This is a genomic window from Curtobacterium sp. MCBD17_021 (assembly GCF_003234525.1).
Lineage (GTDB): Bacteria > Actinomycetota > Actinomycetes > Actinomycetales > Microbacteriaceae > Curtobacterium.
On record NZ_QKTS01000014.1, the window covers coordinates 21,923 to 46,886 of the forward strand.

The following is a 24,964-nucleotide window of genomic DNA, read 5'->3' on the forward strand; positions in this document are numbered from 1 at the left end:
CACTCGCTGGGTGGAACGATGGTCCGACCATCCCGTGTGGATCAGGGACGGGATGGTCGTCCGGCGGGGGAGCCCACGGAACTCACCACACCGTGGGTCCCGCTGGATGCCCGGATCAGCGCCCGGAGTGCTCGCCGGTCCCGGGCCTCACGTCCGTCACGCCGTGCGCACCGCAGGCGCGATCTCCTCGGCGACGATCCGCAGGATCCGCTCGTGGGAGGCCCGGTCCCCGTTGGCCGGGAGGGTCACGACGAGTTCGTCGGTCGCCGACACGGCCGGGTCGGCGAGCAGCGCGTCGACGATCGCGGTCGGCTCGCCGGAGAGCACCCTGCTGAAGCGGAACGGCGGGCCGGAGAGCGGCCGACCCTCGTCGTCCATGCCGGAGGCGTACCCGGTGAGGAACTCCTCGTGCGCGGCGCGGTCGGCGTCGTCGAGCAGTGGGACGATGATCCGGCCCACGGCGACCTTCGGCGTGCGGTCCGGGTGCAACTCGGCGAACCGGCCACGGTAGGCGGCGATCTGATCGGCCTGCGCCTCGGCGAACGGCGCGCCGGTGTCCTCGGTGTTCAGCGTCGAGCAGTGCAGCAGCAGGCCCTTCTCGGCCGTCTTCACCGCAGTGCCCATGCTGCCGCCGCCCCACCAGACACGGCCCAGCAGGTCGGGGCTCTGCGGCTGCAGGGTGAGCTCGGCACCGGCCGGGATGGACTCGTAGCCCTTCCCGGCGGAGCCCAGCGCGTCGCCGTGCAGGACCTCGAGCAGTCGGGCAGCGCGGGCCTCGGCCTCGTCGCGGAACGAGCGCTCCGCGGCGCCGAACACCGGGTCGAGGATGGGGCCGTACCCGGCGATCCCGGTGCTGATGCCGAGCTGCACCCGACCGCCGCTGAGCAGGTCCACCGTGCTGGCGTCCTCGGCGAGACGGACCGGGTCCTCGTACCGCATGCCGAGGACGGCCGTGCCGAAGCCGATCGTGCTCGTCCGCTGGGCGGCCGCGGCGAAGAACGTCATCGGGCTCGTCAGGAAGGGCTCGAAGTGGCGTCCGCGGACCCACCCGGTGCCGTAGCCGAGCGCCTCGGCGGTCTCGAACAGCCGGAGGCCGTCCTCCAGGGCGCTGGCGGCACCCGGGGTGCCACCGTGGTTCGGGACGAAGGAGAGGAAGCCGAGTTCGCGCACGGATGCAGTCTATGCGGGCGTATAGATCTGCGGAAGGTGCGGGGGCTGTCCAGCGGATGCGGGCCTCCCGGGACCGCTGACGCGTGGTGCTGGGAGGATGGGGACATGACCGACGTCTCCACCGCCCCTCCGCTCGTCGCCGCACTGCCGGCGGCAGAGGGCGGTGTCGTCGACCCCGACGCCGTCTACCTGGCCTTCGCCGAGTGGGCCGCCTCCGGTGGTCGGCCGCTCTACCCCGCCCAGGACGAAGCGCTCATCGAACTCGTCTCCGGCGCCAACGTCGTCCTGAGCACGCCGACCGGCACCGGCAAGTCCCTCGTCGCAGCCGGCGCACACTTCGCGGCGCTCGCCGAGGGCAAGCGGAGCTACTACACCGCCCCGATCAAGGCGCTCGTCTCCGAGAAGTTCTTCCAGCTCGTCGACCTCTTCGGCGCGCAGAACGTCGGCATGGTCACGGGCGACTCGGCCGTCAACGCCGATGCGCCCATCGTCTGCTGCACCGCCGAGATCCTCGCGAACCTCGCACTCCGGCAGGGCCCCGACGCCGACGTGGACGTCGTCGTGATGGACGAGTTCCACTTCTACGGCGACGCAGACCGCGGGTGGGCGTGGCAGGTGCCGCTGCTCGTGCTCGACCGCGCGCAGTTCCTGCTCATGTCCGCCACCCTCGGCGACGTCACCTCGATCGCCGACGACCTCTCGCGACGCACCGGCCGTCCCACCGCACGGGTCACCGGCGTCTCGCGTCCCGTCCCGCTCGCCTACGAGTACGTCATGACGCCGGTGCAGGAGACCGTCGAACGCCTGCTCGACGAGCGCAAGGCGCCGGTGTACATCGTGCACTTCGCCCAGGCGGCGGCGCTCGAGCGGGCGCAGTCGCTCATGTCCGCCAAGGTCGCCAGCCGTGAGCGCCGCGACGAGATCGCCGAAGCCATCGCCGGCTTCCGCTTCAGCGCCGGGTTCGGGCAGACCCTGTCCCGCCTGATCCGCGCGGGCATCGGGGTGCACCACGCCGGCATGCTGCCGAAGTACCGCCGCCTGGTCGAGCAGCTCGCGCAGCGCGGGCTCCTGCCCGTGATCTGCGGGACCGACACCCTCGGCGTCGGCATCAACGTCCCGATCCGAGCGGTGCTCTTCACCGGGTTGACGAAGTTCGACGGCACGAAGATGCGGCAACTCTCCGCGCGCGAGTTCCACCAGATCGCCGGCCGTGCCGGTCGCGCTGGCTACGACACCGAGGGTGACGTCGTCGCGGAGGCCCCGGAGCACGACATCGAGAACGCCCGCGCCGTCGCCAAGGCCGGTGACGACCCGAAGAAGAAGAACAAGATCAAGCGGAAGAAGGCGCCCGAGGGATTCGTCTCCTGGGGGCAGGCGTCGTTCGAGCGCCTCATCGCCGCCGAGCCCGAGCCCATGGTGTCGCGGATGCGGATCACGCACGCGATGGTGCTGTCCGTCGTCGCCCGCGGCGGGGACGCCTTCGAGGACGTCCGCTCGCTCGTCTTCGACAACCACGAACCGCGAGCGCGCCAGCTCGCGATGGCCCGGCGGGCGCTCACCATCGCCCGGACCCTGATCAACGCCCGGGTGATCGAGAAGGTGGACGGGACCTACCGGCTCACCGTGGACCTGCAGGCGAACTTCGCGCTGAACCAGCCGCTGTCACCGTTCGCGCTCGCCGCCTTCGAGCTGCTCGACCCCGAGTCGCCGACCTTCGCGCTCGACATGGTGTCGATCGTCGAAGCCACCCTCGACGACCCGCGCGCGATCCTGTCGCAGCAGCAGTTCAAGGAGCGCGGCGAAGCGGTCGCCCGGATGAAGCAGGAGGGCATCGAGTACGACGAGCGGATGGAGCTCCTCGAAGAGGTCACCTGGCCGAAGCCGCTCGACGAACTCCTCACCGCCGCCTACGAGAGCTACGCGGACGAGCAGCCCTGGGTGCTCGACTTCTCGCTCTCGCCGAAGTCCGTCGTCCGCGACATGTACGAGCGGGCGATGACCTTCGGCGACTACGTCCGGTACTACCAGCTCACCCGATCCGAAGGGCTCGTGCTGCGGTACCTGTCCGACGCCTACCGGACCATGCGGCAGACGATCTCGGACGAACACCGCACCCCGGAGCTCGACGACCTCATCGAGTGGCTCGGAGAACTCGTGCGCCAGGTCGACTCCTCGCTCGTCGACGAGTGGGAGGCGCTGATGAACGGGGACATCGCGCTCGCCGAGGCCGAGCACGAGGAGATCGCCCCGCCGCAGCCCGCCCGCTTGACCGGCAACGTCCGGGCGTTCCGGGTGCTGGTCCGCAACGCCCTGTTCCAGCGGGTGCTCCTCGCGGCCCGTGACGACATCGAGGGCCTCGGCGAACTCGACGCCACAGCCGGGTTCGACCAGCACGCGTGGGACAACGTGCTCGAGGAGTACTACGACGAGCACGACACGATCGGCATCGACGCCGAAGCCCGCTCCATGCAGTACCTCGTGCTCTCCGAGCAGGGGCGGACCTGGCGCGCGCGGCAGATCTTCGCCGACCCGGCGGGCGACAAGGACTTCGGGTTCTCGGCGACGATCGACCTCGACGCGTCCGACGAGGCGGGGGAGGCCGTCGTCCGGGTCACCGAGATCGGTCGCTTCGACGGGTGGGCAGAGGTCGACGTCGACTGAGCGTGCCGAGGCCTCCGAGGAACGCACCGGTCGACGGTCCGGAACGCGCGTCGAGCGCGACGGGTAGGTTCGGCGGCAGCCCGACGGAAGGAACCCCTCATGCGCATCGGCTCCAGCATCGCCCTGATCGTGATCGGCGCGATCATCGCGTTCGCGGTCGATTACCAGATCGCAGGCATCGACCTGAAGCTCATCGGCTACATCCTCATCGCAGCCGGGATCATCCTGCTCATCATCAGCCTGGCGGTCGGGTTCGGTGCCCGTCGCACCACGACCACGACCCGGAGCGGGGTCGATCCGGCCTCCGGCGAGCAGATCACCCGGCAGGACCGCCGCGACGGCACCTACTGACACCAGCAGCGCGAACGACGAGGGCGGGACCGACCGGTCCCGCCCTCGTCGTTCGTCCGGGTGCTGTGCGGCTGCTGCCCACGCGACCGGCTGTGCGAGCGGCTGGCTGCGCGTGCTCGGCTCAGAAGAGCGTCGCGGGTGGGACGGCCTCGGGCAGTGCGTCCGGCTCCGGGACGTCGACGCCCGGCCAGCCGGGCCCCGTCGGCACCTCGGTGCGGTTCTGGTACGCGGTCGCTGCACCCCGGGCGCGGACGTCCGCAGCTTCGTTCATCTCGTGGCCCATGTGCCCGCGGACCCACTCGAAGGTGACCTTGCGGCCCTGGAGCTCGGCGTCGAGTTCCTTGATGATCTCGACGTTCAGCACGGGCTTGCCGTCGGCCTTCCGCCAGCCCTTCCGCTTCCACCCGGCGAGCCACTCGGTGCAGGCCTTGATGGCGTACTGGCTGTCGCAGAGGATGTGCAGGGGTTCGCCGGTGTCCTTGGTCGCACGGAGGAGCTGCAGGACCGCGGTCAGTTCGCCCTGGTTGTTCGTCCCGCGGGGCCATCCGCCGGCTGCCCATCGGTCGTCGTCCACGTACCAGGCCCAGCCGGCGGGGCCTGGGTTGCCGAGGGCTGAGCCGTCTGCGGCGGCGACGATCGTCACGGTGGGACCTCCTGGTGGTGGCGAGTGCCCGACGAGCGTAACGGACCTGTCGGGCGGGGCGTGCCTCCCGGCCGTCGGCGGGGGACGGTGCCGGGGTCGCGTCCCGCTGCGCTCGTCGCACCCTGTCGCGACGGGGCTCGTCGCATCCTGTCGCGACGGGGCGCGTCGTCCGCGGCGGGGCGCAACCGGACCGAGGATCAGCGGCCGCTCACCTGACGGAGCGCGGCGACGAGGGCGTCCCCGTCGGCGTCGTCGTAGAGCGCGAAGTTCTCGCGTGCGCCGGGTGCGCCGTCGAGCCCGGTGTTCGCGTACTGCTGTGCCGCCGCTCTCCCGCCGTAGAAGAGGGTGTCGAGGTCGCTGACGTCGTCCCACTGGACCGTGACGTGCCCCGGTGATCGGTCGACGTACCAGTCGGTGCGTCGGGCATCGGTCTCGCGGGTCCTGCGGCCGTTCGTGATGAGGACACGCTCCGTCGTCACGGCGTACACGTCGGTGCGTTTGCGGTGGCGCTTCACGGCGAAACGGCCGACGAGCATGTGCAGACCGACCAGGACGAACGCGGACAACAGCGCGATCACCACTGGGTGGGCGTGGGACCGTGCGGCACCCACGAGGCCGATGGTGACCACGGTGGTGAAGAAGGCACTGAAGGGGATCAGGTACCGGTCGGCGTCGACGAACATCCGGCGCGGGTCACTCTGGCCGGCCCAGAGGATCTGCTCGCCCGGACGGAGCAGCCGGTCCACGAGGTCGTGCGCGGCCCCGACGTGACCGACGGCGGGACCATCGGGCGCTGGGTCGTCAGCGCCGGGCATCGTCGGGTCGTCGGTGCACGGATGCGGCATCGAGGGCCTAGACCAGCGCCTTGCCGTCGAGCACGTCGTAGAACCCGAACAACCGTGGGCCAGCGATGCCGTCGAGGCCCGAGTTCGCGTACTGCGCGGCGACCGAGGTCGAACGCCCGAAGAGCGAGCCGGCACCGCCCCGGTCCTGCCACTCGACCGAGACGTGTCCCCACGACCGGTTGATGGTGCGGTCCGTCCTGGAGATGTCGGTCTCGCGGGTGTTCGAGCCCGTCGTGACGAATGCGCGGCGATCGGTCACGGCGTAGACCTCGGTGCGCTTGCGGTGCCGCTTGACGAGGAACCGACCGGCGATGAGGTACAGACCGGCCGCGACGAACACGGCGCCGAAGAGCGGGAAGAACCACGGCGCTCCGCTGGTCAGGACGCCGACCTCCCAGAAGATCGCGAAGCCGCCCCACAGGAGGCTGAAGGGAACGAGGAAAGCATCACGCGCGCCGAACAGGCGGGCTGGGTCGCTCTGCCCCACCCACAGCAGGCGCTCGCCGGGACGGAGCTCGTCGGAAGCGAGGGCACGAGGATCGATCACCCTTCGACGGTACCGATGCGAGCGCGGCGCCGTTGTGCCCCGATCGAGCCGGTGCCCTGGGAGCCGATCGCCCTCCGCCGCCTACCGTTCTGGAAAACGGGAGGAAGCACCATGAGCAACGACATCGCAGGCCCCGAGCACTCGGACGACCGGGACCGCTCGGACGCCCTGACCTCGGCCGCACACAGTGACGACGTCGACGGTGTCAGTGGCAGCGAGCAGCGGGCCGCCGACACGTCGTACAGCCCCTCGAGCGAGCGGGAGATGGACGCGTCCCAGACGAAGCAGCGGGACGACGCGGACCTGCGCGAGGACGGTATCGACCCCTCGCGGATCGTCGCTGCCCCCGGCACCGGTGGCGCCGACGACGCCGGTGACATCGAGCCGGAGCCGGGCGACCTGAACCTGCCGTGGCAGTCCGAGGAGGACCGCCAGGGCTGATCGCTGGGCGGGCCGTCAGGACGCGGGTCTGTCCGCCAGGACGCGGGCCCAGGGTCCGTCCGTCAGGACACCGAGTCCGGGTGGGAGCCCGTTCGCTGCCCGGACTCGAGTCCGGCGATCGCGGCGAGCTCGTCGTCCGTCAGCACGAACCCGTCGACGTCGAGGTTCGACCGGATGCGCGCCGGCGTGACCGACTTCGGGAGGACGACGACGCCCTGCTGCACGTTCCACCGCACGAGCACCTGGGCGACGCTCGCCCCGTGCGCGTCGGCGATGCCGGTGAGGACCGGTTCCTCGATGAGGCGTCCGCGGCCGAGGGGCGACCACGCCCCGGTGACGATGCCGTGCTGGTCGTGGAAGGCGATGAGCTCGCGCTGTGGCAACCACGGGTGCCGTTCGACCTGGTTGAGCGCCGGGACCTCGCCCGTCTCGTCGATGATGCGTTCGAGGTGCGGCACCTGGAAGTTCGAGACCCCGATGCTGCGCGCCCGTCCGGACTCCTGGAGTTCGACGAGCGTGCGCCAGGTCTCGACGTAGCGGTCGTTGGCCGCGGCGGGCCAGTGGATGAGGTAGAGGTCGACGGCGTCGAGGCCCAGGCGGTCGAGACTGGCGTCGAACGCCCGCAGGGTCGCGTCGCGCCCCTGGTGGTCGTTCCACACCTTCGTCGTCACGAAGACGTCGTCGCGGTCGAGCCGGGAGGCCCGGATCGCCTGCCCGACGCCGCGTTCGTTCCCGTACATCTCGGCGGTGTCGACGTGACGGTACCCGGCCTCGAGCGCCAGCCCGACGGCCGTCGATGCCTCGGCGTCGTCGACCTTGTAGACGCCGAAACCGATCGCGGGGATGCTCCGGCCGTCGCGGAGGGGGAACGTGGTGACCATGCACCCATCCTGCCCGGCGTGACGGGGGTGAGCCGAGCCTCCAGGCGGACTGTGGAGAACCGGGGGTTCCGGATCAGGTGGGGAGGTGCACCGGCTCGGTGTCCGGGATGGGGCTGACGTCCCGCCCACGGAGGTCGGGCAGCCAGCTCTTCATCGCCAGGGGCAGCACGACGCCTGCGGCCGCCATGACGGCACCGACCATCAGCCCGCCGCTCGGCCCGTTGCTGTCGATGAGGAAGCCGGCCACGGCGGAACCGCCGGCGGCACCGATGAGCTGCCCGGTGCCCATCCAGCCGTAGGCCTCGGCCGTGTCGGAGAACTTCACGGTCGCCGAGACGGAGCCGAACATCACCGCGAGTGCGGGAGCGATCCCGGCGCCGGCGATGACCAGGGCGATGCAGAGCCACCAGAACGTCGGGTTGCCGACGGCCAGGACGAGGCCGACGAACACGATCAGCATCCGCAGCCAGAGCGTGTTCGGCGAGATCGGGCGGTGGCCGAGCGCCAGGCCGCCGACGAGGGACCCGACGGCGAACACGGCGAGGACGATGCCGGCGTTCGGGCTGCCCTCGCCGAAGACGCTGGTGACGCTGGCCTCGACCGCGGCGCACGCGCCGATGAGCAGCAGGCCGGTCAGGGTCGCGACGACGACGGCCGGGCGCTTCATCACGACGCCGAACGCGCGCTTGGAGCGGGGGATCCGGACGCGTCCGAGTTCGGGGGAGGCGATGAACCACGCCCCGCCGACGAGCAGGAAGACCATGGCGACGACGATGGCCTCGACCGTGCCGATCTGCGTCGCGACGAACGTGGTGATGACCGGGCCGGCGACCCAGATGAGCTCCTGCGCGCTGGCGTCGAGGGAGAAGAGCGGGGTGAGCTGCTTCGACGTCACCATCTTCGGGTAGATGGTGCGCACCGCGGGCTGCACGGGCGGGACGGCCAGGCCGCCGACGAACCCGATGACCACGTAGGCCCAGAGCGGCATCACGAAGAACGCGATGACGCCCATGGTGACGAACGCGACGATGCTCGTGAGGACCAGGACGGGGCGCATGCCCCAGCTGCCCATCCACCGGCTGGTCAGCGGGCCGGCGAGGGCCTGGCCGATGCTCGTGGTCGCGAGGACGAGTCCGGCGGCGCCGTACGAGTGGAAGATGTGCTCGACGTGCAGCAGGTACGCCAGCGACAGCATGCCGAACGGGAACCGTGCGGTGAGTTGTGCGGCGATGACCCGGCCGACCCCGGGCGTCTTCAGCAGGGACCCGTACGCGCTCACGTGTCGAGTGTACGGACCGGACGGACCGCGCCGCAGCGACTGTGGAGAGCGCTGACCCCTGTGTGGGGGAGGGGCGCCCGGAGGCTGTCCGCACAGCGTTCTCAGACACGCCGAGCGGCGGGTCCGTCCACCGGTTTCCACACCCGTGGAGAGGGGCCCCCGACAGGGTGTGGGAAGTGTCGGTGGCGGGTGCGAGAGTGGCGGAAAACCGGGCCTCGCGGGAATCCACAGACTGTGGAGGGCGTTGTGGAGAACTACAGGGGTGTAACACTTCCTCTAGTGGTCCATCCGTCCATCGGGCACTACATGTAGTAGCGTCGTCCACAACACAGCACCAGAACGTCGGGCCTGCAACCGGGCCCAGAACCAGGGGAGATCATGGCCGTCACCGTGTACACCAAGCCGTCCTGCGTCCAGTGCACTGCGACGTACCGCGCCCTCGACAACAAGGGCATCCAGTACGAGGTGCACGACGTCTCCACGGACGAAGCCGCGCTCGAGCACGTCAAGAGCCTCGGCTACATGCAGGCTCCCGTCGTCGTGACCGACGACGACCACTGGTCGGGCTTCCGCCCCGACAAGATCGCCACCCTCAGCGCCGAACTGGCCTGATCCGCGCGGGCCGGTCCGGCCCGCGCACCCCGGCGGTGGGCAGACAGCCTGGAGGCTCGTCCCGCCCCCGCCACACCCCTCCGGTCCGCAGTCCGCACCTGGCAAGGAGCGCACCATGAGCCGCCTCGTCTACTTCTCGAGTGTCTCGGGCAACACCGCCCGGTTCGTGGAGAAGCTCGGCCAGGACGCCGACCGGATCCCGCTCCTGCCGAGCGAACCGTTCCTCCACGCGGACGGCCCGTACGTTCTCGTCCTGCCCACCTACGGCGGCGGCAACGGACACGGAGCTGTCCCCAAGCAGGTCATCAAGTTCCTCAACGACGAACACAACCGGGCGCTGATCCGGGGCGTGATCGTCGGCGGCAACACGAACTTCGGCGAGGCCTACGGTCTCGCGGGCGATGTGATCGCACAGAAGTGCCACGTGCCCGTGCTCTATCGATTCGAACTCTTCGGGACCCCTGACGACGTGTCGGCGGTCAACTCAGGATTGGAAGCATTTTGGACGCAGCAGTTGCAGACGTCGATCTGACGTCGCCGCAGACGGGGATGGACTACCACTCCCTCAACGCGATGCTCAACCTCTACGACGCGAACGGGAACATCCAGTTCGACAAGGATCGTGAGGCGGCCAAGCAGTTCTTCCTGCAGCACGTCAACCAGAACACCGTCTTCTTCCACAACCTGAAGGAGCGGCTGGACTACCTGGTCGAGAACGAGTACTACGAGCAGGCGACGATCGACCAGTACTCGCTCGAGTTCATCCAGCAGCTCAACGACCTGGCGTACTCGAAGAAGTTCCGGTTCCAGACGTTCCTCGGCGCGTTCAAGTACTACACGAGCTACACGCTCAAGACGTTCGACGGCAAGCGCTACCTCGAGCGCTTCGAGGACCGCGTCGTGATGACCGCCCTCGGCCTGGCGCAGGGCAACGAGCAGCTCGCGATCGACCTCGTCGAGGAGATCATCGCCGGCCGGTTCCAGCCTGCGACCCCGACGTTCCTCAACACCGCGAAGGCCCAGCGCGGCGAGCTCGTCTCCTGTTTCCTCCTCCGCATCGAGGACAACATGGAGTCGATCTCGCGCGGCATCAACTCCTCGCTGCAGCTCTCGAAGCGCGGCGGTGGCGTGGCCCTGCTCCTCTCCAACATCCGCGAGGCCGGCGCCCCGATCAAGCAGATCGAGAACCAGTCCTCGGGCATCATCCCCGTGATGAAGCTGCTGGAAGACTCCTTCTCGTACGCGAACCAGCTCGGCGCGCGCCAGGGTGCCGGTGCCGTCTACCTGTCGGCGCACCACCCCGACATCATGAAGTTCCTCGACACCAAGCGTGAGAACGCGGACGAGAAGATCCGCATCAAGACGCTGTCGCTCGGTGTCGTCGTGCCGGACATCACGTTCGAGCTCGCGAAGAACAACGAGGACATGTACCTGTTCTCGCCGTACGACGTCGAGAAGGTCTACGGCGTCCCGTTCGGCGACGTCCCGATCTCCGAGAACTACCGCGCGATGGTCGACGACTCGCGCATCAAGAAGACGAAGATCAAGGCGCGTGACTTCTTCACGACCATCGCCGAGATCCAGTTCGAGTCGGGCTACCCGTACATCGTGTTCGAGGACACGGTGAACAAGGCCAACCCGATCAAGGGTCGGATCAACATGTCCAACCTGTGCTCGGAGATCCTGCAGGTCAACACCCCGACGACCTTCAACGAGGACCTGTCCTACAAGGAGATCGGCAAGGACATCTCCTGCAACCTCGGCTCGCTGAACATCGCGCTGACGATGGACTCGCCGGACTTCGGCAAGACCATCGAGACGGCGATCCGCGGCCTGACCTCGGTCTCGCAGATGTCGCACATCTCGTCGGTCCGCTCGGTCGAGGACGGCAACGACAAGTCGCACGCCATCGGCCTCGGCCAGATGAACCTGCACGGCTACCTCGCTCGTGAGCGCGTCTTCTACGGCTCCGAAGAGGGCATCGACTTCACGAACATCTACTTCTACACGGTGCTGTTCCACGCCCTGCGTGCCTCGAACAACATCGCGATCGAGACGGGGGAGACGTTCGACGGCTTCCGTGACTCGAAGTACGCGTCGGGTGAGTTCTTCGACAAGTACACCGACCAGGTCTGGACGCCGGCCACCCCCCGCGTCGCGTCGCTGTTCGACAACGCGAACATCACCATCCCGACGCAGGACGACTGGAAGGCGCTGAAGGCGTCCATCCAGGAGCACGGCATCTACAACCAGAACCTGCAGGCCGTCCCGCCGACCGGCTCGATCTCGTACATCAACCACTCGACGTCGTCGATCCACCCGATCGCGTCGAAGATCGAGATCCGCAAGGAAGGCAAGCTCGGCCGCGTCTACTACCCGGCGCCGTTCATGACGAACGACAACCTGGACTACTACCAGGACGCGTACGAAATCGGCCCCGAGAAGATCATCGACACCTACGCCGCTGCGACGCAGCACGTGGACCAGGGCCTGTCGCTCACGCTGTTCTTCAAGGACACCGCCACCACGCGCGACATCAACAAGGCGCAGATCTACGCATGGCGCAAGGGCATCAAGACGATCTACTACATCCGTCTCCGCCAGCTCGCCCTCGAGGGCACCGAGGTCGAGGGCTGCGTCAGCTGCATGCTCTGATCGCTGCCGCGATCCACCCTTCGGACTGGAGGCGCGGGGCGACCCCGCCACGCGCCTCCAGTCCGACACCTGTTCCGCTCACCACCATCCGGAAGAAAGCCATGACCCTCACCGACCCGGTCCACGCCACGGGCAAGTCCATCCCGCTGATCAGCGCGGTCAGTGCCATCAACTGGAACCGCATCCAGGACGACAAGGACGTCGAGGTCTGGAACCGGCTGGTCAACAACTTCTGGCTGCCCGAGAAGGTGCCGCTGTCGAACGACGTGCAGTCGTGGAACACCCTCACGCCGGAGGAGCAGCAGCTCACCATGCGGGTCTTCACCGGCCTGACGCTGCTCGACACCATCCAGGGCACCGTCGGCGCGATCAGCCTGATCCCCGACGCGATCACCCCGCACGAAGAAGCCGTCTACACGAACATCGCGTTCATGGAGTCGGTGCACGCGAAGAGCTACTCGTCGATCTTCTCGACGCTCGCCTCGACCCCCGAGATCGACGACGCCTTCCGCTGGTCCACCGAGAACGTGAACCTGCAGAAGAAGGCTCAGATCGTCCTCGACTACTACACCGGTGACGACCCCCTGAAGCGCAAGGTCGCATCGACGCTGCTCGAGTCGTTCCTGTTCTACTCCGGCTTCTACCTGCCGATGTACTGGTCCTCGCGTGCGAAGCTCACGAACACCGCTGATCTGATCCGCCTGATCATCCGCGACGAGGCCGTCCACGGGTACTACATCGGGTACAAGTTCCAGAAGGGGCTCGAGGGCGCCTCCGAGGAGCGCAAGCAGGAGATCAAGGACTACACGTTCAACCTGCTGTTCGAGCTCTACGAGAACGAGGTCCAGTACACACAGGACCTCTACGACGGTGTCGGGCTGACCGAGGACGTCAAGAAGTTCCTGCACTACAACGCCAACAAGGCGCTGATGAACCTGGGCTACGAGCCGATGTTCCCGAAGGAGACGACGGACGTGAACCCGGCGATCCTGTCGGCGCTGTCGCCGAACGCGGACGAGAACCACGACTTCTTCTCGGGGTCGGGCTCGTCGTACGTCATCGGCAAGGCGGTCGTGACTGAGGACGAGGACTGGGACTTCTGAGTCTGGTCTGACTCGTGGGGACGCCCCGCTGGCTTGAGCCGACGTGGCCTGACCTGGTCAGAGAGGCACCGTTGCTGGCCTGTGGCGCGAGTAAAATGGCCAATCTGGCCGAGTGTTGGCCGGTTTCCTGCTGGACGCTCTCCTGCCGGCCGGTCTCTGTTCGGGGTGGTACGGCCTGCGACTGCGTGAAGGAAGTCTGTTGAGAGAGTCAGATGGCTCCGGAACCCGTTAGGCCGAGGTTGCTTCCCGTCGAGCTCGCTCCAGTTCCGTGGCCAGAGGTGAGTTCAGAAGACCCAATTGCGGAAGTAGCGCGTGCGTTAGTGCTGAACCTGCGAGCTGCGATGGCCGACCGCTCGGTCCGCGAAGTGGCCTCCGCTGCGGGCTTGCACCACACGACGCTGCTGAAGGTTTTGGCGGGTCGTGCGTGGCCTGATCTTTCAACGGTTGCGCGACTGGAGGAAGTCTTGCGGACTAACCTTTGGCCTCGACGTTCATTTGTGCCGTAGGTCTCTTCCATGCAGGCCAAAGAGCTGCACTGATCATCTCGGCACGTTCGCTGGGCAGGCGACCTCCGCCCGCATCGAGCGACCGCAACGCCGTGAAGCTCGATGAGTCAGCATCACAGACTCCGACGCTGAGCCGAATCCTCCGCGAGCAACCTCCTAAATCCTCGATTATCGAGACGGTGCGATAGCGAGCTGGGCGACCTCGACTACAGCATCGGAAGGCATGTCCGGGTAATAGTTCTCGCGGAGCTGCTGTGCGAAGACCGGCTGAAGCAGCTGGCAGGACCCCGTCGCCGTCACGAGCTGGATCTCCCGTGTCCTTGAGCGCGAGGCCGACGTCGCCGAGAAGGTTCGGACCAGACCACAAGCGCAGTCTGCCGGCACCGCTGCCCGACCCCGACCTCCCCCGCGCCGATCACGGGCTTGTGGATCGCCAGCACCCTCTCCCGTCGCGGAGCGCTGCGCTGGAGCCCGGAGGGTGGTTGGGAACGAACTGGTTGGCGCACACCTGACCACGACGCCGCCATCGACGCTGCGATGGGCCCGGCTTCACCGATTCCCCTGCAAGACTCCACGACATGAGCGAACCTGTCCCTTGGAAGCACCCGAAGATCGTCGAGCGAGGCGGTCGTATGCGCCCGGACTTCGCCGAGGACCCCAGATTCACCTTCGGGTGGCGGGACATGACCGACGACCTCACCCCGCGTGAGCACGAGTGGCGTTCGTACCGCCGCGACGGCGAAGAGACCGCCCGACTACTGCTCGTGCGCAACTACCCCAGCCACACCGGCGACAGGACCGTTCCTGCAGTGCTGATCGCCGACGTCGAGGTTCGTGAGGACCTGCAGCGCACTGGAGACCATATCGGCACAGCGCTCGTCGACGCGCTCGTTGCGGATTACCGTGACTGGGAGATCTACTTGGGGCCGACCGAGCGCTCGAAGGGGTTCTGGAACCGATTCGGCTGGCCCAAGTGCGACTGTGACGACTGCGACCTGATCGTGCGACGGCCGGCCTCCTAGCTGGGGAACAGCCTCGGAGCGCGCTCGCGCAGCAGGTACCGCTCCATGTCGCCCTGCAGCAGCGGCACGCCTTCCCGCTGCGGGGTCGACTGGTCGGTGTACCAGTAGAGCCGCCGCACCCCGCCGGCGGTGTGATGCTGCGCGACCTGACGAGCCTCCGCAGTGGTGAACAGCCACACGCGGTCCGCTTCCAGGGAGGTGAAGGCGAGCAGCTGCGCAGGGGTGTCGTGCGGGAAGTTCCACCTGATCGCCAACCTTTCCCGCCCGCCGGCGGGCGTGCTGCGCTCCACGGTCTTGACCTGCATCGTGGTCGCCGTTCCCGTCGCTGGCGCGCAGACGACCAGGTCGATTCCCGCATCAGTCGTCAGACGTGCGCTGTCGATGCCGAGCTCGAGCAGTTGGTACTGCACCAGCAGCTCCCCGGCGGCGCCGATGTGTTGCGTCGTTCGGCGTTTCTGCGGGGGGCTCGAGCGTCACCGGGCGGCGATTACTGAGCCGCGGCGTAGGCGTCGCGCACGGCCTGGCTGATGCGTCCGCGCGCTGCAACCTCGTGACCGTTCGCGGCCGCCCACTCGCGGAGCTTCGCCAGCTCGTCAGGGTCCGTGCGGCCAGAGGAGCTTGTCCGGGTGCGAGTCGATCGACCGCTGGTTTTCCGAGCTGCGGCGACGTAGTCCGCGTACGCCTCACGAACCTTGTCGGCGTTCTCGTTAGTCAGGTCGATTTCGTAGTCAGTTCCGTCGAAACCGAACTGCACAGTCTTTCCCGAGCCGTCTTCGATGGTCTCGCCGGTGAGGTCATCAACAAGGGTGGTCGTGATCTTCTGTGCCATAAGGCTCCAATGTTAGGGGTTTCAGACACCCTCTCACGTGACGGAACGCGTGACAGGTAGTGGCGGCGGGTCGTCTCTGGGAAACGAGCTCACCGGCGAACTCATCTCGTCTCACTTGCTTCGCGCGTCCCTGCGGTTTCAGGGGAGAGGCTCGCTTGGACTCAACTGGCTGAGTCCTGCGGCGGTTCCGCTACCTCGGTTTTTTCACTGTGAAGACCATTCCAATAGGGGATGTAGATTAAGCGGAGAAGGAACCACCACGCATAAATGGCGTGCAGGCTCCTTGCTTCACCGTCAGAAAGTAGACCATGCGCTACGTTGTTCCGCAGGTTCGCGCCCGTTGGTCCACCGAACAATGCCCGTAGCTCGAATACGATATCGGCGTCAAGAATATCGATAAGCTCGGCGCGTTCTAGCAGCGTACTGAGGCCCAGCTCATGCTCCGAGTTGTCCTCCTTTATCTGCGTGGTTGCTACCCCAGCGCTGTATAGCGCCGAGCGCACGATGTTCTCCACCTGGGGCGTCAAAAGGTATACGGCGGCGATCCAGTCCTGATTGAATCCCGCAGCTAGCGCACGAGCAACCGATTCATTCCGATCAGCGGGAACCATCGGGGAGCATTCGCTAACAACGCGAATATCGCGCAAACGGATCCTTTGCTCAACTACTAAGACTTCCAGCGCGGGTAGAATTCTGCTTTTGACAACCGCTTGGACGTGCAGATCGAAAAGATTAAGCATCTTCTCCCACTCGTTCGCACGGTATCCGGGCCACGGGCCATCCATGTCTGGAGCGGAGCTGCTGACAACGCGGCCGTCGCCTTCAAGCGTCTGCGAGGACATATGTCCATCAAATATGGAACCCGCGAGGAGGGCTTCGGCGCCTGCTCTTGTCTCAACCTCAGAGAGATAGGGTGCAAGTCCAACGAACAGGGCCGTTGCCCGAGCCGCGTTGTGTCCGCTCATCAGAGCTTGCACTCGCTCAGCATCTTCTCGAAGATCGATGCTTGGCGAGGTGAAAGAGACCATTTCGTCTAGTGCGCTGACCCCTGCCGCCCTGATCTTCTCGGCGAGCTCGACGGCCAGGCCGTCTATCCCGAGCTGTACACGCTGCTTGTTTGGAATCAACCGCAGTCCTTTGAGTGCCGATTGGTAGAGTGACACGGACGCTATAGCGCTGTCAGTGGAGCGGCGTTTTGCTTCGCTCATCCACCATGCGACAACTTTGTGTTGCGCCGCCGCGTAGGCATCTGTGTCCCCGAGACGTCTTCGCATCTTTGCGACCTCTACGAAGAGGTGACGCTGAAGTAGAGAGTCGTTCTCTTCGCTGGCGAGTTCGGAGAGCCTGTCAGTGATCCGCTCCCATTCGCCGCGGTCTGCTTGTCCGGTCTCTGTTATGAGGTCGGCTAAGTCCAGTGCCCGACGTGCATCAGTTGCCGGATCCCAGAATGAGATCGCAAGTTCTTTGTGCGCGTCTTGTAGTTCCTTTCTGAACTTCAGTTGCTTGGCGAGTTGAAGGAAACGAGGCCAGTTTTCGAGAGCATCTATCCAGTGTTCAGTGTGCAGTCCTGCTTTGAACCATTCTGTGACAGCGGTTCTAGCGGCCTCGTATGGTTTGGAGCCGTACTTCCTAATCCACAGGAGGTCGGCAAGCCGAGCGTTTAGCCACGGACTGTCTGATTGCTGCACGAGACCCTCGAGGAACTCAAGATCAGCGGTGGTGAGGTCGTCCGGCAAGAAGGACCGGTGGTCCTCCAGCCGCCACATGGGTGCGTATGGGTCGTAGGTCTGTTCAGTCGCGGGCAGGAGCCAACAGATTGCCCCGAGTAGTGCACAGGATGATGCGGCTTCAGCATCATTTGATTCCGTTGCTTCGTTCGCGAGTTCTATGAATCCGGCGGCCATCGAGTCGTAGTCGGCCTCTGGGGTAGCAACGTTGCGCCAGGTTGTGCGCTCAAGAGCTTCGACTGAGGGCGTTGCTCGTGGCTCGTTCATGCCCGCAGCCTATGCGTATGTTTCGGTTGGATTCGGCGTGGGCTGGCGCCTCGCGAAGATCTGGCCGCCGGCGCTCGGAACAGAGTGCGACGTATCGCGGACTGTTGCGCTCGGACCCTAGCGCGATCGCTCGAGCAGCTGCCGCGATCGGCCTTCGTCAGGCGTTAACGGTGATGCCTAGGCTGATCCACCCGTCGGGAATCGTCTGCAGGTACGCCGCCCGAGCGGCGCCGTAGTTCGGACCGGACGCTTCGTGTGGCTGGATCTCGGTCGACCGGGCAACGGCCCGGACGGTGATGTTCCCGGCCGCGGTCGAGCTCAGCGTGTTCGTCTGCACGACGTCGTACCCGGTGAGCTCTAGGCCGTCGACGGCGCGGGCCCGGGCGGTGCTTTGGTCGTCTCCGTGGCCGTCGGCGGGGATGGTGTTCGTGGAGCGGATCGTGCCGCGGACGGTGGTCATACACAGATCCTGCAGCGCGAGCCGACACCGCCGGTCGTCGCCGGAGCGAGGGGAACCGCCTAGGCTCCGCGCCATGAAGGCCGACGACCGCGATGCGCTGCAGTGGCTCACGGTCGAAGAACTCGCTGCCCGTCGACGTCAGCTCGTGAGGGAGTACGACTGCGAGCTACGCGGGTCGCTACCCGATGCTGACCGTGTAGCCGAGATTTGGGCTGAGGCCGACGCGATCGCCGCTGTGCAGCGGGGCCAGCGGTAGCGGTTCGACGCCGCACCACGTGTCGCGACGGCAAGCGAGTCCGTAACCGGCAAGGTGAGGGAATGGCACTTAGCGACTCAGACCACGGTGAGATGAGAAACAAGCTTGGCGCGCTAGGCCCCGCGCTCCGGCTAGCGGCTAGTAAGGCCAAGCCGAGGGCAGCGGCTGAACTCGAGCTCATGGCGGTCAAGGCGGACGAGGAGTGGGAGACCATCGGACACGACCCAGACCTGCAGGTTGCCAACTTCATCCGACATCTTCTGTCCAGCGTGATCCTTTTCAAGAAGGCAACCGGGCCGGAGTGGTGGAGGGCTCGAGACCTGGCGAAGAGCATGGACGAGTGGATGTCGGGCTTGCCGCTCTAACGTAGGATCCGCGCGCTCAAGACCGTCAGCCTGGATGATTCCGCACGACATGACACCGCGAATAGCGGTTGCATCCCGCGGTAGTTGGCACTTTCCCCGGCTTGGCTTCAACGGGCGCGCGGGCTGCATCGACTGATCACCAGCGAAGTGCCCGGTAGCGGGGCCATCGCCGGGCGGGTCTGTTGAGACGCCGAGACCCCCGGATTCTCGCGGGTGCCGGCAGCGACGGTGATGTGTGCGGGAGCCCGTCGGCTATTGAGGCGGGTCGGCGGGGCCAGTGTGGTCGTCACATCAGCGTGTAGTGCATGCCCATGGCGCTGCGGACTTCGTCGAGGGTCGTCTCAGCAATGACGTTCGCGCGTTCGACCCCGGCTTGCAGCACGTCCATCACGGCCGATCTATCCCGTGCGAGTTCTGCTCGGCGTCGGCGATGCGCAGCGAAGTAGTCGTTAATGGTGTCGGCGGCCACTCGCTCCAGCTCGGCGGCGCCTCGAGACCCGATCTGCTCTGCGACCAGCTCGGGGGTCTGGATGGTCGTTCAGCACACGCGACACGGTCACGTGCCAAACCCCTGCTGCCCGGGCGACGTCGATCATCCCGGGCGCCCGCTCCGTTGAGGCGGCAGCATCCCGGCGGTACCCGAGCTGGACGATCGCCTTCGACTCGGGCTCGCGTCTCTGGTCGGACCGATGGTTGCCCGTTCAGGACGCGCGAGACTGTGCCGTGCCGTCGAAGGCTCGCCAGCAGGAGCGCGCCGACCCCGCCGTGAGCGACGAACACGATGCTGTGCTCCGGAGTCTGCGCCGCGAGGCGCCGGACCGCACGCTCGACCCGGTCCTGAGCGTCGACGGCCCGTTCCCACCCGCGGACGGATCGCTGCGGCTCCGCGAAGAACGCGTCGACGGTCGGTTCGAACTCGCTCGGGTCGAGGTAGCCGGTCGCGCTGCGGTCCCTCTCGCCGAGGTCCTCGTCGACCTCGAACTCCGCGCCCCAATGCCCGGCGATGACCTCGGCGGTGTCCAGGGCCTTCCGCTCGCTGCTGCTGACGATGCGGAGGGGTTGCGGGAACAACGCCGCGATGCGTGCGGCGCGGGCCCGTCCGACCGGTGACAGCCCCCAGTCCTGAATGCGGACGGCTGGGTCGACGATCCCCTCGGGATGCGATACCCACGTGCACAGCATCGCTCGGCCGTAGCAAGGTCGGGGCTGGCGAGCGGGCGCGCGTCAGAGCCCTCCAGCGTCACGCGGACCGGTCGTGTCCCGGACCTGGACGTCCGGCGCACTGTCGGTGTTCCAGCGGAACAGCACGAGATGCCAGAGCCCTGGACGTTTCCTCGACGGGTCGATCAGTCCGTCGGCGCCAGGCGCTACGAGGCGGTCTCGGAAGAGCCACGAGGCCGGGACACCACCGTCGGCGACGATCTGCTGCCACGGAGCGGTCGCATCCTCGAGGTCGACCCCGGCTGCGGACCGAGCCGCCGGGTCGCGGAAGTCGACGATCCGGGACGCCGTCACGTCGACCTCGACGATCACCGGCGCCGTGGCACGGATCTCCGGGTGGGCCAACAGCGCTGCTTCCCCGCCCTCGACGGACGAGCTGAGGTACAGCGTGGGCTCGTCAGCGCGCGAGTACCGGCCGGCTGTCCGTGATCCTCCGATGGCGGATGCGCGGAAGCGCGGGTCCACCGCGCGGAAGAAGGTGCCGCGCAGCTCCGGTACGAAGATGCCTCGGTCGTCGCTCTCGAGAGCATCCTCGCGCCGCTCACGCCGGCGGCGTCGTTCCCGCGCCCTCGGTGTCGTCTGCGCCCGCCGGACCGGTACCGGCCTGGTCGAGGTTCTCGTGCGGGTCGCCCATGTCGCCGGTCACCTTGCCCGCTGGGGACAGTCCGAAGTGTTTGCGGACGGCGTTCGCCTCGGTGGCAGTCAAGGTGTTCCCGGCCCCGGGGGAGGGCGCGCCCTTGATCGCGCTCTTCGTGTAGCCGACGTGCAGGTCCGTGCCGTCGAACGTGGCGTCCTCGACCGGGACGAACGCTGCATGGCCCCCGAACAGCCCGGTCGCGACGCTGACGAACGCAGCGCTGCCGTCCTCGTCGGAGGGGAACACTTGCGCGACCTTGCCGACCGATGCGCCGTCGCGGTCCTTGACGGTCGCGTTCTCGACCTCGTGGATCTTCGCCTTCGTGATCATGCGTGCAGTCAACGCCTTCGGCCTGATGCGAGTGTGTCAGTCCTCGTGACCGGTCCGATCCTCGAGCTCCGCTCGGCGTACCGCGCGGTGGGCTGCGGGGATCGACAGGAGCGCGCCGCCGACGAGGATGACCGACGCGACGATCACCGGAACAGGGGTGCGGAGCGCGGGCACGATGATGCACGCGGCGCACCAGAGGACGGTGATCGCCCCGGAGATAAGCGTCGGACGCAGCGCCGCTCGGTGCCCGGTCCGCCATGCATCGTCGCTGGACATCGTGACCCGCGTCCGGACGCCGGCGAGATCGTTCCGGCCTAGCGTCCCGTTCGCGGCTCGCCACGTCAACCACGTGACGAGGACCGCCCCACCGATCTCCAGGGCGAGCGCGGACACCATTGCTCCAGCCATGATCACGACGGTAGCGTCCTGGTACATGAACGGCAATGTTCCACGCGGCCAATGGCGAGCGAGCGTCCGGACGACCGAGGGATGGCGAACCGTCCGCGAGCCGGCAGGGCCCTACGCAGAGGGGTCGTTGCTGGAGTGGGGGAGCATCACGAAGGGGCTCGTCGGGACGACGGCTGCGATCACGCTCGAACTCGAACGGCCGGTCGTCTCGTACCTTTCGGACGTGCCCGACCCCGAGATGACGGTCGCTGACCTCGTCCACCACACCTCCGGCCTGCCCCGCGTACCGGCGACGATCCGTGACAGCCTCTTCCGCGACCCCTACCGACCGGCCGTCGGAGTGCCGTTGGACCTGGCGGCCGCGGTGCCGGTCACGCCGAGAGGGCAGCACGTGTACTCCAACCTCGGGTACGCACTCCTCGGGGCGGTACTCGACGCGGTGCACGGCGACTGGTTCGACGCGGTGGAGGAGCTGGTCCTCAGACCGGCAGGTATCGAGTCCGCCACGCTCGCTCCGGCGCCGTCCGCGTGCATCATGCCGAGGCGCTTCGGTCGCGCAATCCGGCCGTGGAAGCTGGGCGCGTCCTCGTTCGCGTCGGCTGGCGGGGTCTGGTCGACCTTCGACGACCTCTGTCGCTACGCCGACTGGGCGCTGGAAGCCGACGCGCCACACTCCCGGACGGTGAGCTGGCAGAGCGAAGGAACCTCCGTCTGGATCAACGGCGAAGTGCGAGCCGCGGGGGCGGTGATCGCGCGGGCAGCGGGAGTGACCGCCGTGGTCCACGCGCTCACGAAGGCTCCGTACGCGGCCGATCGGATTGCGGGAGTGCTCGTCGAGCGGGAAGTACGTCGCCTTCGAGAACGGTGATCCCGTCAAGCGACCCGCCCGCAGAAATTGCCCGGGCTCACTACGGCACCCGGACGGACGGGCACGGCCGCCGCTCAGTAGTGTCGGTGTCCAGGCTGCGAGCGACACGGGGGTGTGCGTGACGATCGGGCTCGGCGACGGGAACGCTGACGATGTTCCGAGGAACCGCCGCGTGGAGCGCACCCGGCGGGGTGCCGGCGGCGGGCTCCGAACGGGCGCGGCGGTACTGCTCACCGTGCTCGTCCTCGCCGGCTGCAGCCGGACCCGGGAAGAGCCCGGAGCAGGCGAAGCACTCGATCGTCGACTTCGTCGAGGGGTCGACCGGTGTGGTGGGGGACGGCTGGGAGCTCGGCGAAGGCCCCGGGCTCGGGAAATGTGGTCTCGGCCTGGGACAGGGGGGCGTGCAGTACGTCTACGCATAGTTCCGCTCCGCGAGCGCTGATCCGAAAGCCGATGTCGATGCGGACGAGCAGCACTGGAAGGCACTCGGGGTCACGACCGACCGGTACCAGACCGGCGGCGAGGACCCCATCCTCGGCGTTCGGGGCAGGGGCGGACCGGTGGAGTCATCCGACTTCCGTGCAGACCCCCGCGGGTACGCGATCGACGGCAGCTCGCAGTGCATCGTGGGGAACTTCGACCGGATGAGCCTCGACAGCCAGGACTGACGGACGTGACCTGCCTGCCGGAACCGAGCCGTGCCTCCAGGCCGGTCTGGAGGCGCTACCGCGCTGCGGACACGGCGACGTTCGCGAGCTCGGCGCGCACGATGTCCGCGCCGGTGGACAGCGCACCGAGCTTCTGCAGGGCCGCCCCGCGGGCCAGCGGTGCCATGCCGCAGTTCGTGCTCGGGATGAGCTTGTCGGCGTCGACGTGGTCGAGGGCCCGGCGGAGGACCTCGGCGACCTCTTCGGGCGTCTCGACCTGCTCGGTGGCGACGTCGATCACGCCGAGCATGATCTTCTTGCCGCGGATGAGCTCGACGAGTTCGAGCGGGACGTGGGAGTGGATGCACTCGAGGGAGACGATGTCGATCGACGACTGCTGCAGGAGCGGGAAGGATCGCTCGTACTGCCGCCACTCGGCGCCGAGGGTCTCCTTCCACTTGTTGTTCGCCTCGATGCCGTAGCCGTAGCAGATGTGCACGGCGGTCTCGGCGTGCAGGCCCTCGGCGGCGCGCTCGAGCGCGGCGACGCCCCAGTCCTGCACCTCGTCGTGGAAGACGGTGAAGGCGGGCTCGTCGAACTGGATGACGTCCACGCCGGCGTCCTGCAGCTCGAGCGCCTCCTGGTTGAGGATCATGGCGAACTCCCACGCCAGCTTCTCGCGGCTCTTGTAGTGCTGGTCGGAGAGCGTGTCGATCATGGTCATCGGGCCGGGGAGCGCCCACTTGATCGGGCGGTCGGTCTGTGCGCGCAGGAACTTCGCGTCGTCCACGAAGACCGGCTTCGGGCGGCTGACGGCGCCGACGACGGTCGGGACAGCCGCGTCGTAGCGATCGCGGATGCGGACGGTCTCCTTGCGCTCCTGGTCGATGCCGTCGAGGTGCTCGATGAAGGTCGTGACGAAGTGCTGGCGGGTCTGCTCGCCGTCGCTGACGATGTCGATGCGGTTGCGCTCCTGCTCGTGGACGGCGGAGCGGAGGGCGTCCTGCTTGCCCTCGGTCAACGCCTCACCCTCCAGCAGCCAGGGGGACCAGAGCCGTTCGGGCTCGGCGAGCCAGGACGGCTTCGGCAGGCTGCCGACGATCGAGGTGGGGAGGAGGTCGCTCATGCGCTGGAGGTCCAGTCGGTCAGTGGGAGAGGGTGGAGAGGGCGGAACGGCCGGCGGCCCAGCTCTCGAGGAGCGCGCGGTGCGGCTGCACGAGATGCTCCTCGGTGTAGCGGCCCTGCGTGACGCCGAGGCGGCTGCGCTCCTCGCGGTCGTAGGCGATGCCGGTCGAGGTCCAGCCCGTCTGGTCGAGGCTCGGCCGGAACGTGCTCGGGGCGACGGTGTCCGCGTTGTAGATCTCCGGACGGTAGATCTTCTGGAACGTCTCCATGGTGGCGATCGTGCCGGTGAGCTGGAGGTCCGTGTAGTCGCCCGTGAGGTCGCCGCGCGTGTAGAAGGCGAGCGGTGCCTTCGCGCCCGGAGGCATGAAGTAGCGGACCTGCATGCCCATCTTCCGGAAGTAGTCATCCGTGAGCGAGGAGTGCTCGTGCGCGTACTCGGCGCCGAGGACCGGGTGGACGTACTCCGTCTGCCGGTAGGTCTGGCTCGTGGAGACGCTGATGCAGACGACGGGCTCCGCGGTGAAGTGATCCGTGAACGCGGAAGACGCGAGGAAGCGCTGGAAGAGCTCTCCGTGGAGCTGCCCGAAGTCGTCCGGGATGCCCGCGCTCGTGTCGAGGGACGGCAGCAGCACCGCGAAATCGTAGTCGCGGAGGTACGACGAGAAGTTGTTGCCGAGGATGCCCTGGTGCCGCTCGCCCGTGAGCTGGTCGAGGATCGTGACGTCGAGCACCTCGATCAGGGGGAACGACTCGGCGACGCCCGCGTCCTCGAAGTGCACGGTGACCGAGACGATGTCGAGCTCGACGCGGTAGCGGTCGGTCTCCGGAGAACCGGCGAGGTCGTTGCACCGCGTGTCGATTAGGGCGAGCGCGTTGCGGAGGTTCTGCTGACGGTGCTCCCCGCGGGCAAGGTTGGCGAAGTTGGTGGTCAGCCGCGAGCTGTCCGACGGCGTGTAGGCCTCGTCGAACCGGGTCCTCGTGATGCTGAAGGTGGGCTCGTTCGCCATGTTCTGCCATCCGTGCGCTGTGTGGCCCGGGGGCACTGGGGAAGGGGTCCCTCGATCATGACGGGAGGCGCGGGGCATCAGGTAATACCGAGACGCTATGC

At 67.4% G+C, this 24,964-nt stretch carries 30 protein-coding genes and 1 pseudogene; 13 read left to right on the forward strand and 18 right to left on the reverse strand.

The features are described 5' to 3' along the window. Positions 1-156: 156 nt before the first annotated feature. Positions 157-1,170, reverse strand: a complete 1,014-nt coding sequence (locus DEI83_RS12590; RefSeq protein ID WP_111082297.1) for an LLM class flavin-dependent oxidoreductase — start codon at positions 1,168-1,170, stop codon at positions 157-159. A gap of 105 nt (positions 1,171-1,275) precedes the next feature. Here DEI83_RS12590 and DEI83_RS12595 point away from each other — a divergent pair, with 105 nt between their 5' ends. Continuing rightward, a complete protein-coding gene (locus DEI83_RS12595) occupies positions 1,276-3,831 on the forward strand; it encodes an RNA helicase (RefSeq protein WP_111082298.1) in 2,556 nt (851 codons plus the stop codon). A gap of 99 nt (positions 3,832-3,930) precedes the next feature. After that, positions 3,931-4,182 (forward strand): DUF6458 family protein, encoded by a 252-nt coding sequence (locus tag DEI83_RS12600; protein ID WP_111082299.1) that lies wholly within the window; start codon positions 3,931-3,933, stop codon positions 4,180-4,182. Between the two features lie 121 nt (positions 4,183-4,303). On the opposite strand, the gene DEI83_RS12605 is transcribed toward DEI83_RS12600, so the two are convergent. The 3 genes from DEI83_RS12605 to DEI83_RS12615 all read right to left on the reverse strand — a co-directional run bounded on the left by DEI83_RS12605 (position 4,304) and on the right by DEI83_RS12615 (position 6,217). After that, the gene (locus DEI83_RS12605) at positions 4,304-4,825 is read right to left on the reverse strand and encodes a ribonuclease H (RefSeq protein WP_111082300.1); all 522 of its coding nucleotides are present in this window, start codon (positions 4,823-4,825) and stop codon (positions 4,304-4,306) included. Between the two features lie 197 nt (positions 4,826-5,022). After that, positions 5,023-5,640, reverse strand: coding sequence for a hypothetical protein (locus tag DEI83_RS12610; protein ID WP_146243339.1), 618 nt, complete (start codon positions 5,638-5,640; stop codon positions 5,023-5,025). A 37-nt stretch (positions 5,641-5,677) separates the two neighbouring features. Further along, positions 5,678-6,217, reverse strand: a complete 540-nt coding sequence (locus tag DEI83_RS12615) for a hypothetical protein (RefSeq protein ID WP_111082302.1) — start codon at positions 6,215-6,217, stop codon at positions 5,678-5,680. 111 nt (positions 6,218-6,328) lie between these two features. Here DEI83_RS12615 and DEI83_RS12620 point away from each other — a divergent pair, with 111 nt between their 5' ends. Beyond that, the gene (locus tag DEI83_RS12620; protein ID WP_111082303.1) at positions 6,329-6,658 is read left to right on the forward strand and encodes a hypothetical protein; all 330 of its coding nucleotides are present in this window, start codon (positions 6,329-6,331) and stop codon (positions 6,656-6,658) included. 62 nt (positions 6,659-6,720) lie between these two features. On the opposite strand, the gene DEI83_RS12625 is transcribed toward DEI83_RS12620, so the two are convergent. Then, positions 6,721-7,539 (reverse strand): aldo/keto reductase, encoded by an 819-nt coding sequence (locus DEI83_RS12625; RefSeq protein WP_111082304.1) that lies wholly within the window; start codon positions 7,537-7,539, stop codon positions 6,721-6,723. A 73-nt stretch (positions 7,540-7,612) separates the two neighbouring features. Beyond that, positions 7,613-8,818 carry an MFS transporter gene (locus DEI83_RS12630; protein WP_111082305.1) on the reverse strand — a complete coding sequence of 402 codons (1,206 nt, stop codon included), beginning with the start codon at positions 8,816-8,818 and terminating at the stop codon, positions 7,613-7,615. 378 nt (positions 8,819-9,196) lie between these two features. Here DEI83_RS12630 and nrdH point away from each other — a divergent pair, with 378 nt between their 5' ends. The 6 genes from nrdH to DEI83_RS12665 all read left to right on the forward strand — a co-directional run bounded on the left by nrdH (position 9,197) and on the right by DEI83_RS12665 (position 14,716). Then, positions 9,197-9,430, forward strand: a complete 234-nt coding sequence (gene nrdH, locus DEI83_RS12635; RefSeq protein WP_058769310.1) for a glutaredoxin-like protein NrdH — start codon at positions 9,197-9,199, stop codon at positions 9,428-9,430. Between the two features lie 115 nt (positions 9,431-9,545). After that, positions 9,546-9,962, forward strand: a complete 417-nt coding sequence (gene nrdI, locus DEI83_RS12640) for a class Ib ribonucleoside-diphosphate reductase assembly flavoprotein NrdI (protein ID WP_111082306.1) — start codon at positions 9,546-9,548, stop codon at positions 9,960-9,962. 17 nt (positions 9,963-9,979) lie between these two features. Continuing rightward, complete coding sequence (gene nrdE, locus DEI83_RS12645; RefSeq protein ID WP_111082307.1) at positions 9,980-12,085, forward strand: class 1b ribonucleoside-diphosphate reductase subunit alpha; 2,106 nt, start codon at positions 9,980-9,982, stop codon at positions 12,083-12,085. 101 nt (positions 12,086-12,186) lie between these two features. Further along, positions 12,187-13,188: a class 1b ribonucleoside-diphosphate reductase subunit beta gene (gene nrdF / locus DEI83_RS12650; RefSeq protein WP_065963154.1), complete on the forward strand. Its 1,002-nt coding sequence runs from the start codon at positions 12,187-12,189 to the stop codon at positions 13,186-13,188. 341 nt (positions 13,189-13,529) lie between these two features. After that, a complete protein-coding gene (locus DEI83_RS16410) occupies positions 13,530-13,694 on the forward strand; it encodes a helix-turn-helix domain-containing protein (RefSeq protein ID WP_375334671.1) in 165 nt (54 codons plus the stop codon). 578 nt (positions 13,695-14,272) lie between these two features. Continuing rightward, positions 14,273-14,716, forward strand: a complete 444-nt coding sequence (locus DEI83_RS12665) for a hypothetical protein (RefSeq protein ID WP_146243340.1) — start codon at positions 14,273-14,275, stop codon at positions 14,714-14,716. Here DEI83_RS12665 and DEI83_RS12670 read toward each other — a convergent pair. From DEI83_RS12670 to DEI83_RS12685, 4 genes are all read right to left on the reverse strand, one after another. Then, on the reverse strand, positions 14,713-15,126 hold the full coding sequence (locus DEI83_RS12670; protein WP_111082310.1) for a hypothetical protein: 414 nt from the start codon (positions 15,124-15,126) through the stop codon (positions 14,713-14,715). The two genes, DEI83_RS12665 and DEI83_RS12670, sit on opposite strands and share 4 nt — an antisense overlap. A gap of 77 nt (positions 15,127-15,203) precedes the next feature. Beyond that, the gene (locus tag DEI83_RS12675) at positions 15,204-15,545 is read right to left on the reverse strand and encodes an Lsr2 family protein (protein ID WP_111082311.1); all 342 of its coding nucleotides are present in this window, start codon (positions 15,543-15,545) and stop codon (positions 15,204-15,206) included. A 161-nt stretch (positions 15,546-15,706) separates the two neighbouring features. After that, positions 15,707-17,539 (reverse strand): DUF4209 domain-containing protein, encoded by a 1,833-nt coding sequence (locus DEI83_RS12680; protein WP_111082312.1) that lies wholly within the window; start codon positions 17,537-17,539, stop codon positions 15,707-15,709. A gap of 157 nt (positions 17,540-17,696) precedes the next feature. After that, a complete protein-coding gene (locus DEI83_RS12685) occupies positions 17,697-17,999 on the reverse strand; it encodes a hypothetical protein (protein ID WP_111082313.1) in 303 nt (100 codons plus the stop codon). 73 nt (positions 18,000-18,072) lie between these two features. On the opposite strand from DEI83_RS12685, the gene DEI83_RS12690 reads away from it, so the two are divergent. Both DEI83_RS12690 and DEI83_RS12695 read left to right on the forward strand, forming a co-directional pair. Next, on the forward strand, positions 18,073-18,255 hold the full coding sequence (locus DEI83_RS12690) for a hypothetical protein (protein ID WP_111082314.1): 183 nt from the start codon (positions 18,073-18,075) through the stop codon (positions 18,253-18,255). 62 nt (positions 18,256-18,317) lie between these two features. Next, positions 18,318-18,620: a hypothetical protein gene (locus tag DEI83_RS12695; protein ID WP_111082315.1), complete on the forward strand. Its 303-nt coding sequence runs from the start codon at positions 18,318-18,320 to the stop codon at positions 18,618-18,620. 286 nt (positions 18,621-18,906) lie between these two features. On the opposite strand, the gene DEI83_RS16020 is transcribed toward DEI83_RS12695, so the two are convergent. From DEI83_RS16020 to DEI83_RS16425, 6 genes and pseudogenes are all read right to left on the reverse strand, one after another. After that, on the reverse strand, positions 18,907-19,089 hold the full coding sequence (locus DEI83_RS16020; protein WP_181431224.1) for a hypothetical protein: 183 nt from the start codon (positions 19,087-19,089) through the stop codon (positions 18,907-18,909). Further along, positions 19,070-19,216: a LacI family DNA-binding transcriptional regulator gene (locus DEI83_RS16415; RefSeq protein ID WP_375334672.1), complete on the reverse strand. Its 147-nt coding sequence runs from the start codon at positions 19,214-19,216 to the stop codon at positions 19,070-19,072. Before DEI83_RS16415 ends, DEI83_RS16020 begins: the two co-directional genes overlap by 20 nt. 193 nt (positions 19,217-19,409) lie before the next feature. Next, positions 19,410-19,802 (reverse strand): annotated as a pseudogene (locus tag DEI83_RS16420) (histidine phosphatase family protein); the annotation flags it as partial. A gap of 42 nt (positions 19,803-19,844) precedes the next feature. Then, the gene (locus tag DEI83_RS12705; RefSeq protein WP_220036791.1) at positions 19,845-20,306 is read right to left on the reverse strand and encodes an RES family NAD+ phosphorylase; all 462 of its coding nucleotides are present in this window, start codon (positions 20,304-20,306) and stop codon (positions 19,845-19,847) included. Positions 20,307-20,382: 76 nt separating this feature from the next. After that, entirely contained in the window at positions 20,383-20,808 is a 426-nt protein-coding gene (locus tag DEI83_RS12710) for a hypothetical protein (protein WP_111082318.1), read from the reverse strand. 36 nt (positions 20,809-20,844) lie between these two features. Then, complete coding sequence (locus tag DEI83_RS16425; RefSeq protein ID WP_111082319.1) at positions 20,845-21,243, reverse strand: SdpI family protein; 399 nt, start codon at positions 21,241-21,243, stop codon at positions 20,845-20,847. On the opposite strand from DEI83_RS16425, the gene DEI83_RS12720 reads away from it, so the two are divergent. Then, a complete protein-coding gene (locus DEI83_RS12720) occupies positions 21,242-22,084 on the forward strand; it encodes a serine hydrolase domain-containing protein (protein ID WP_375334668.1) in 843 nt (280 codons plus the stop codon). The genes DEI83_RS16425 and DEI83_RS12720 overlap by 2 nt on opposite strands. 152 nt (positions 22,085-22,236) lie before the next feature. Further along, entirely contained in the window at positions 22,237-22,506 is a 270-nt protein-coding gene (locus tag DEI83_RS12725; protein WP_146243342.1) for a hypothetical protein, read from the forward strand. A gap of 301 nt (positions 22,507-22,807) precedes the next feature. On the opposite strand, the gene DEI83_RS12730 is transcribed toward DEI83_RS12725, so the two are convergent. Both DEI83_RS12730 and DEI83_RS12735 read right to left on the reverse strand, forming a co-directional pair. Next, positions 22,808-23,857: a methionine synthase gene (locus DEI83_RS12730; RefSeq protein WP_111082322.1), complete on the reverse strand. Its 1,050-nt coding sequence runs from the start codon at positions 23,855-23,857 to the stop codon at positions 22,808-22,810. A 19-nt stretch (positions 23,858-23,876) separates the two neighbouring features. Then, complete coding sequence (locus tag DEI83_RS12735) at positions 23,877-24,863, reverse strand: putative oxygenase MesX (protein ID WP_111082323.1); 987 nt, start codon at positions 24,861-24,863, stop codon at positions 23,877-23,879. Positions 24,864-24,964 lie beyond the last annotated feature (101 nt).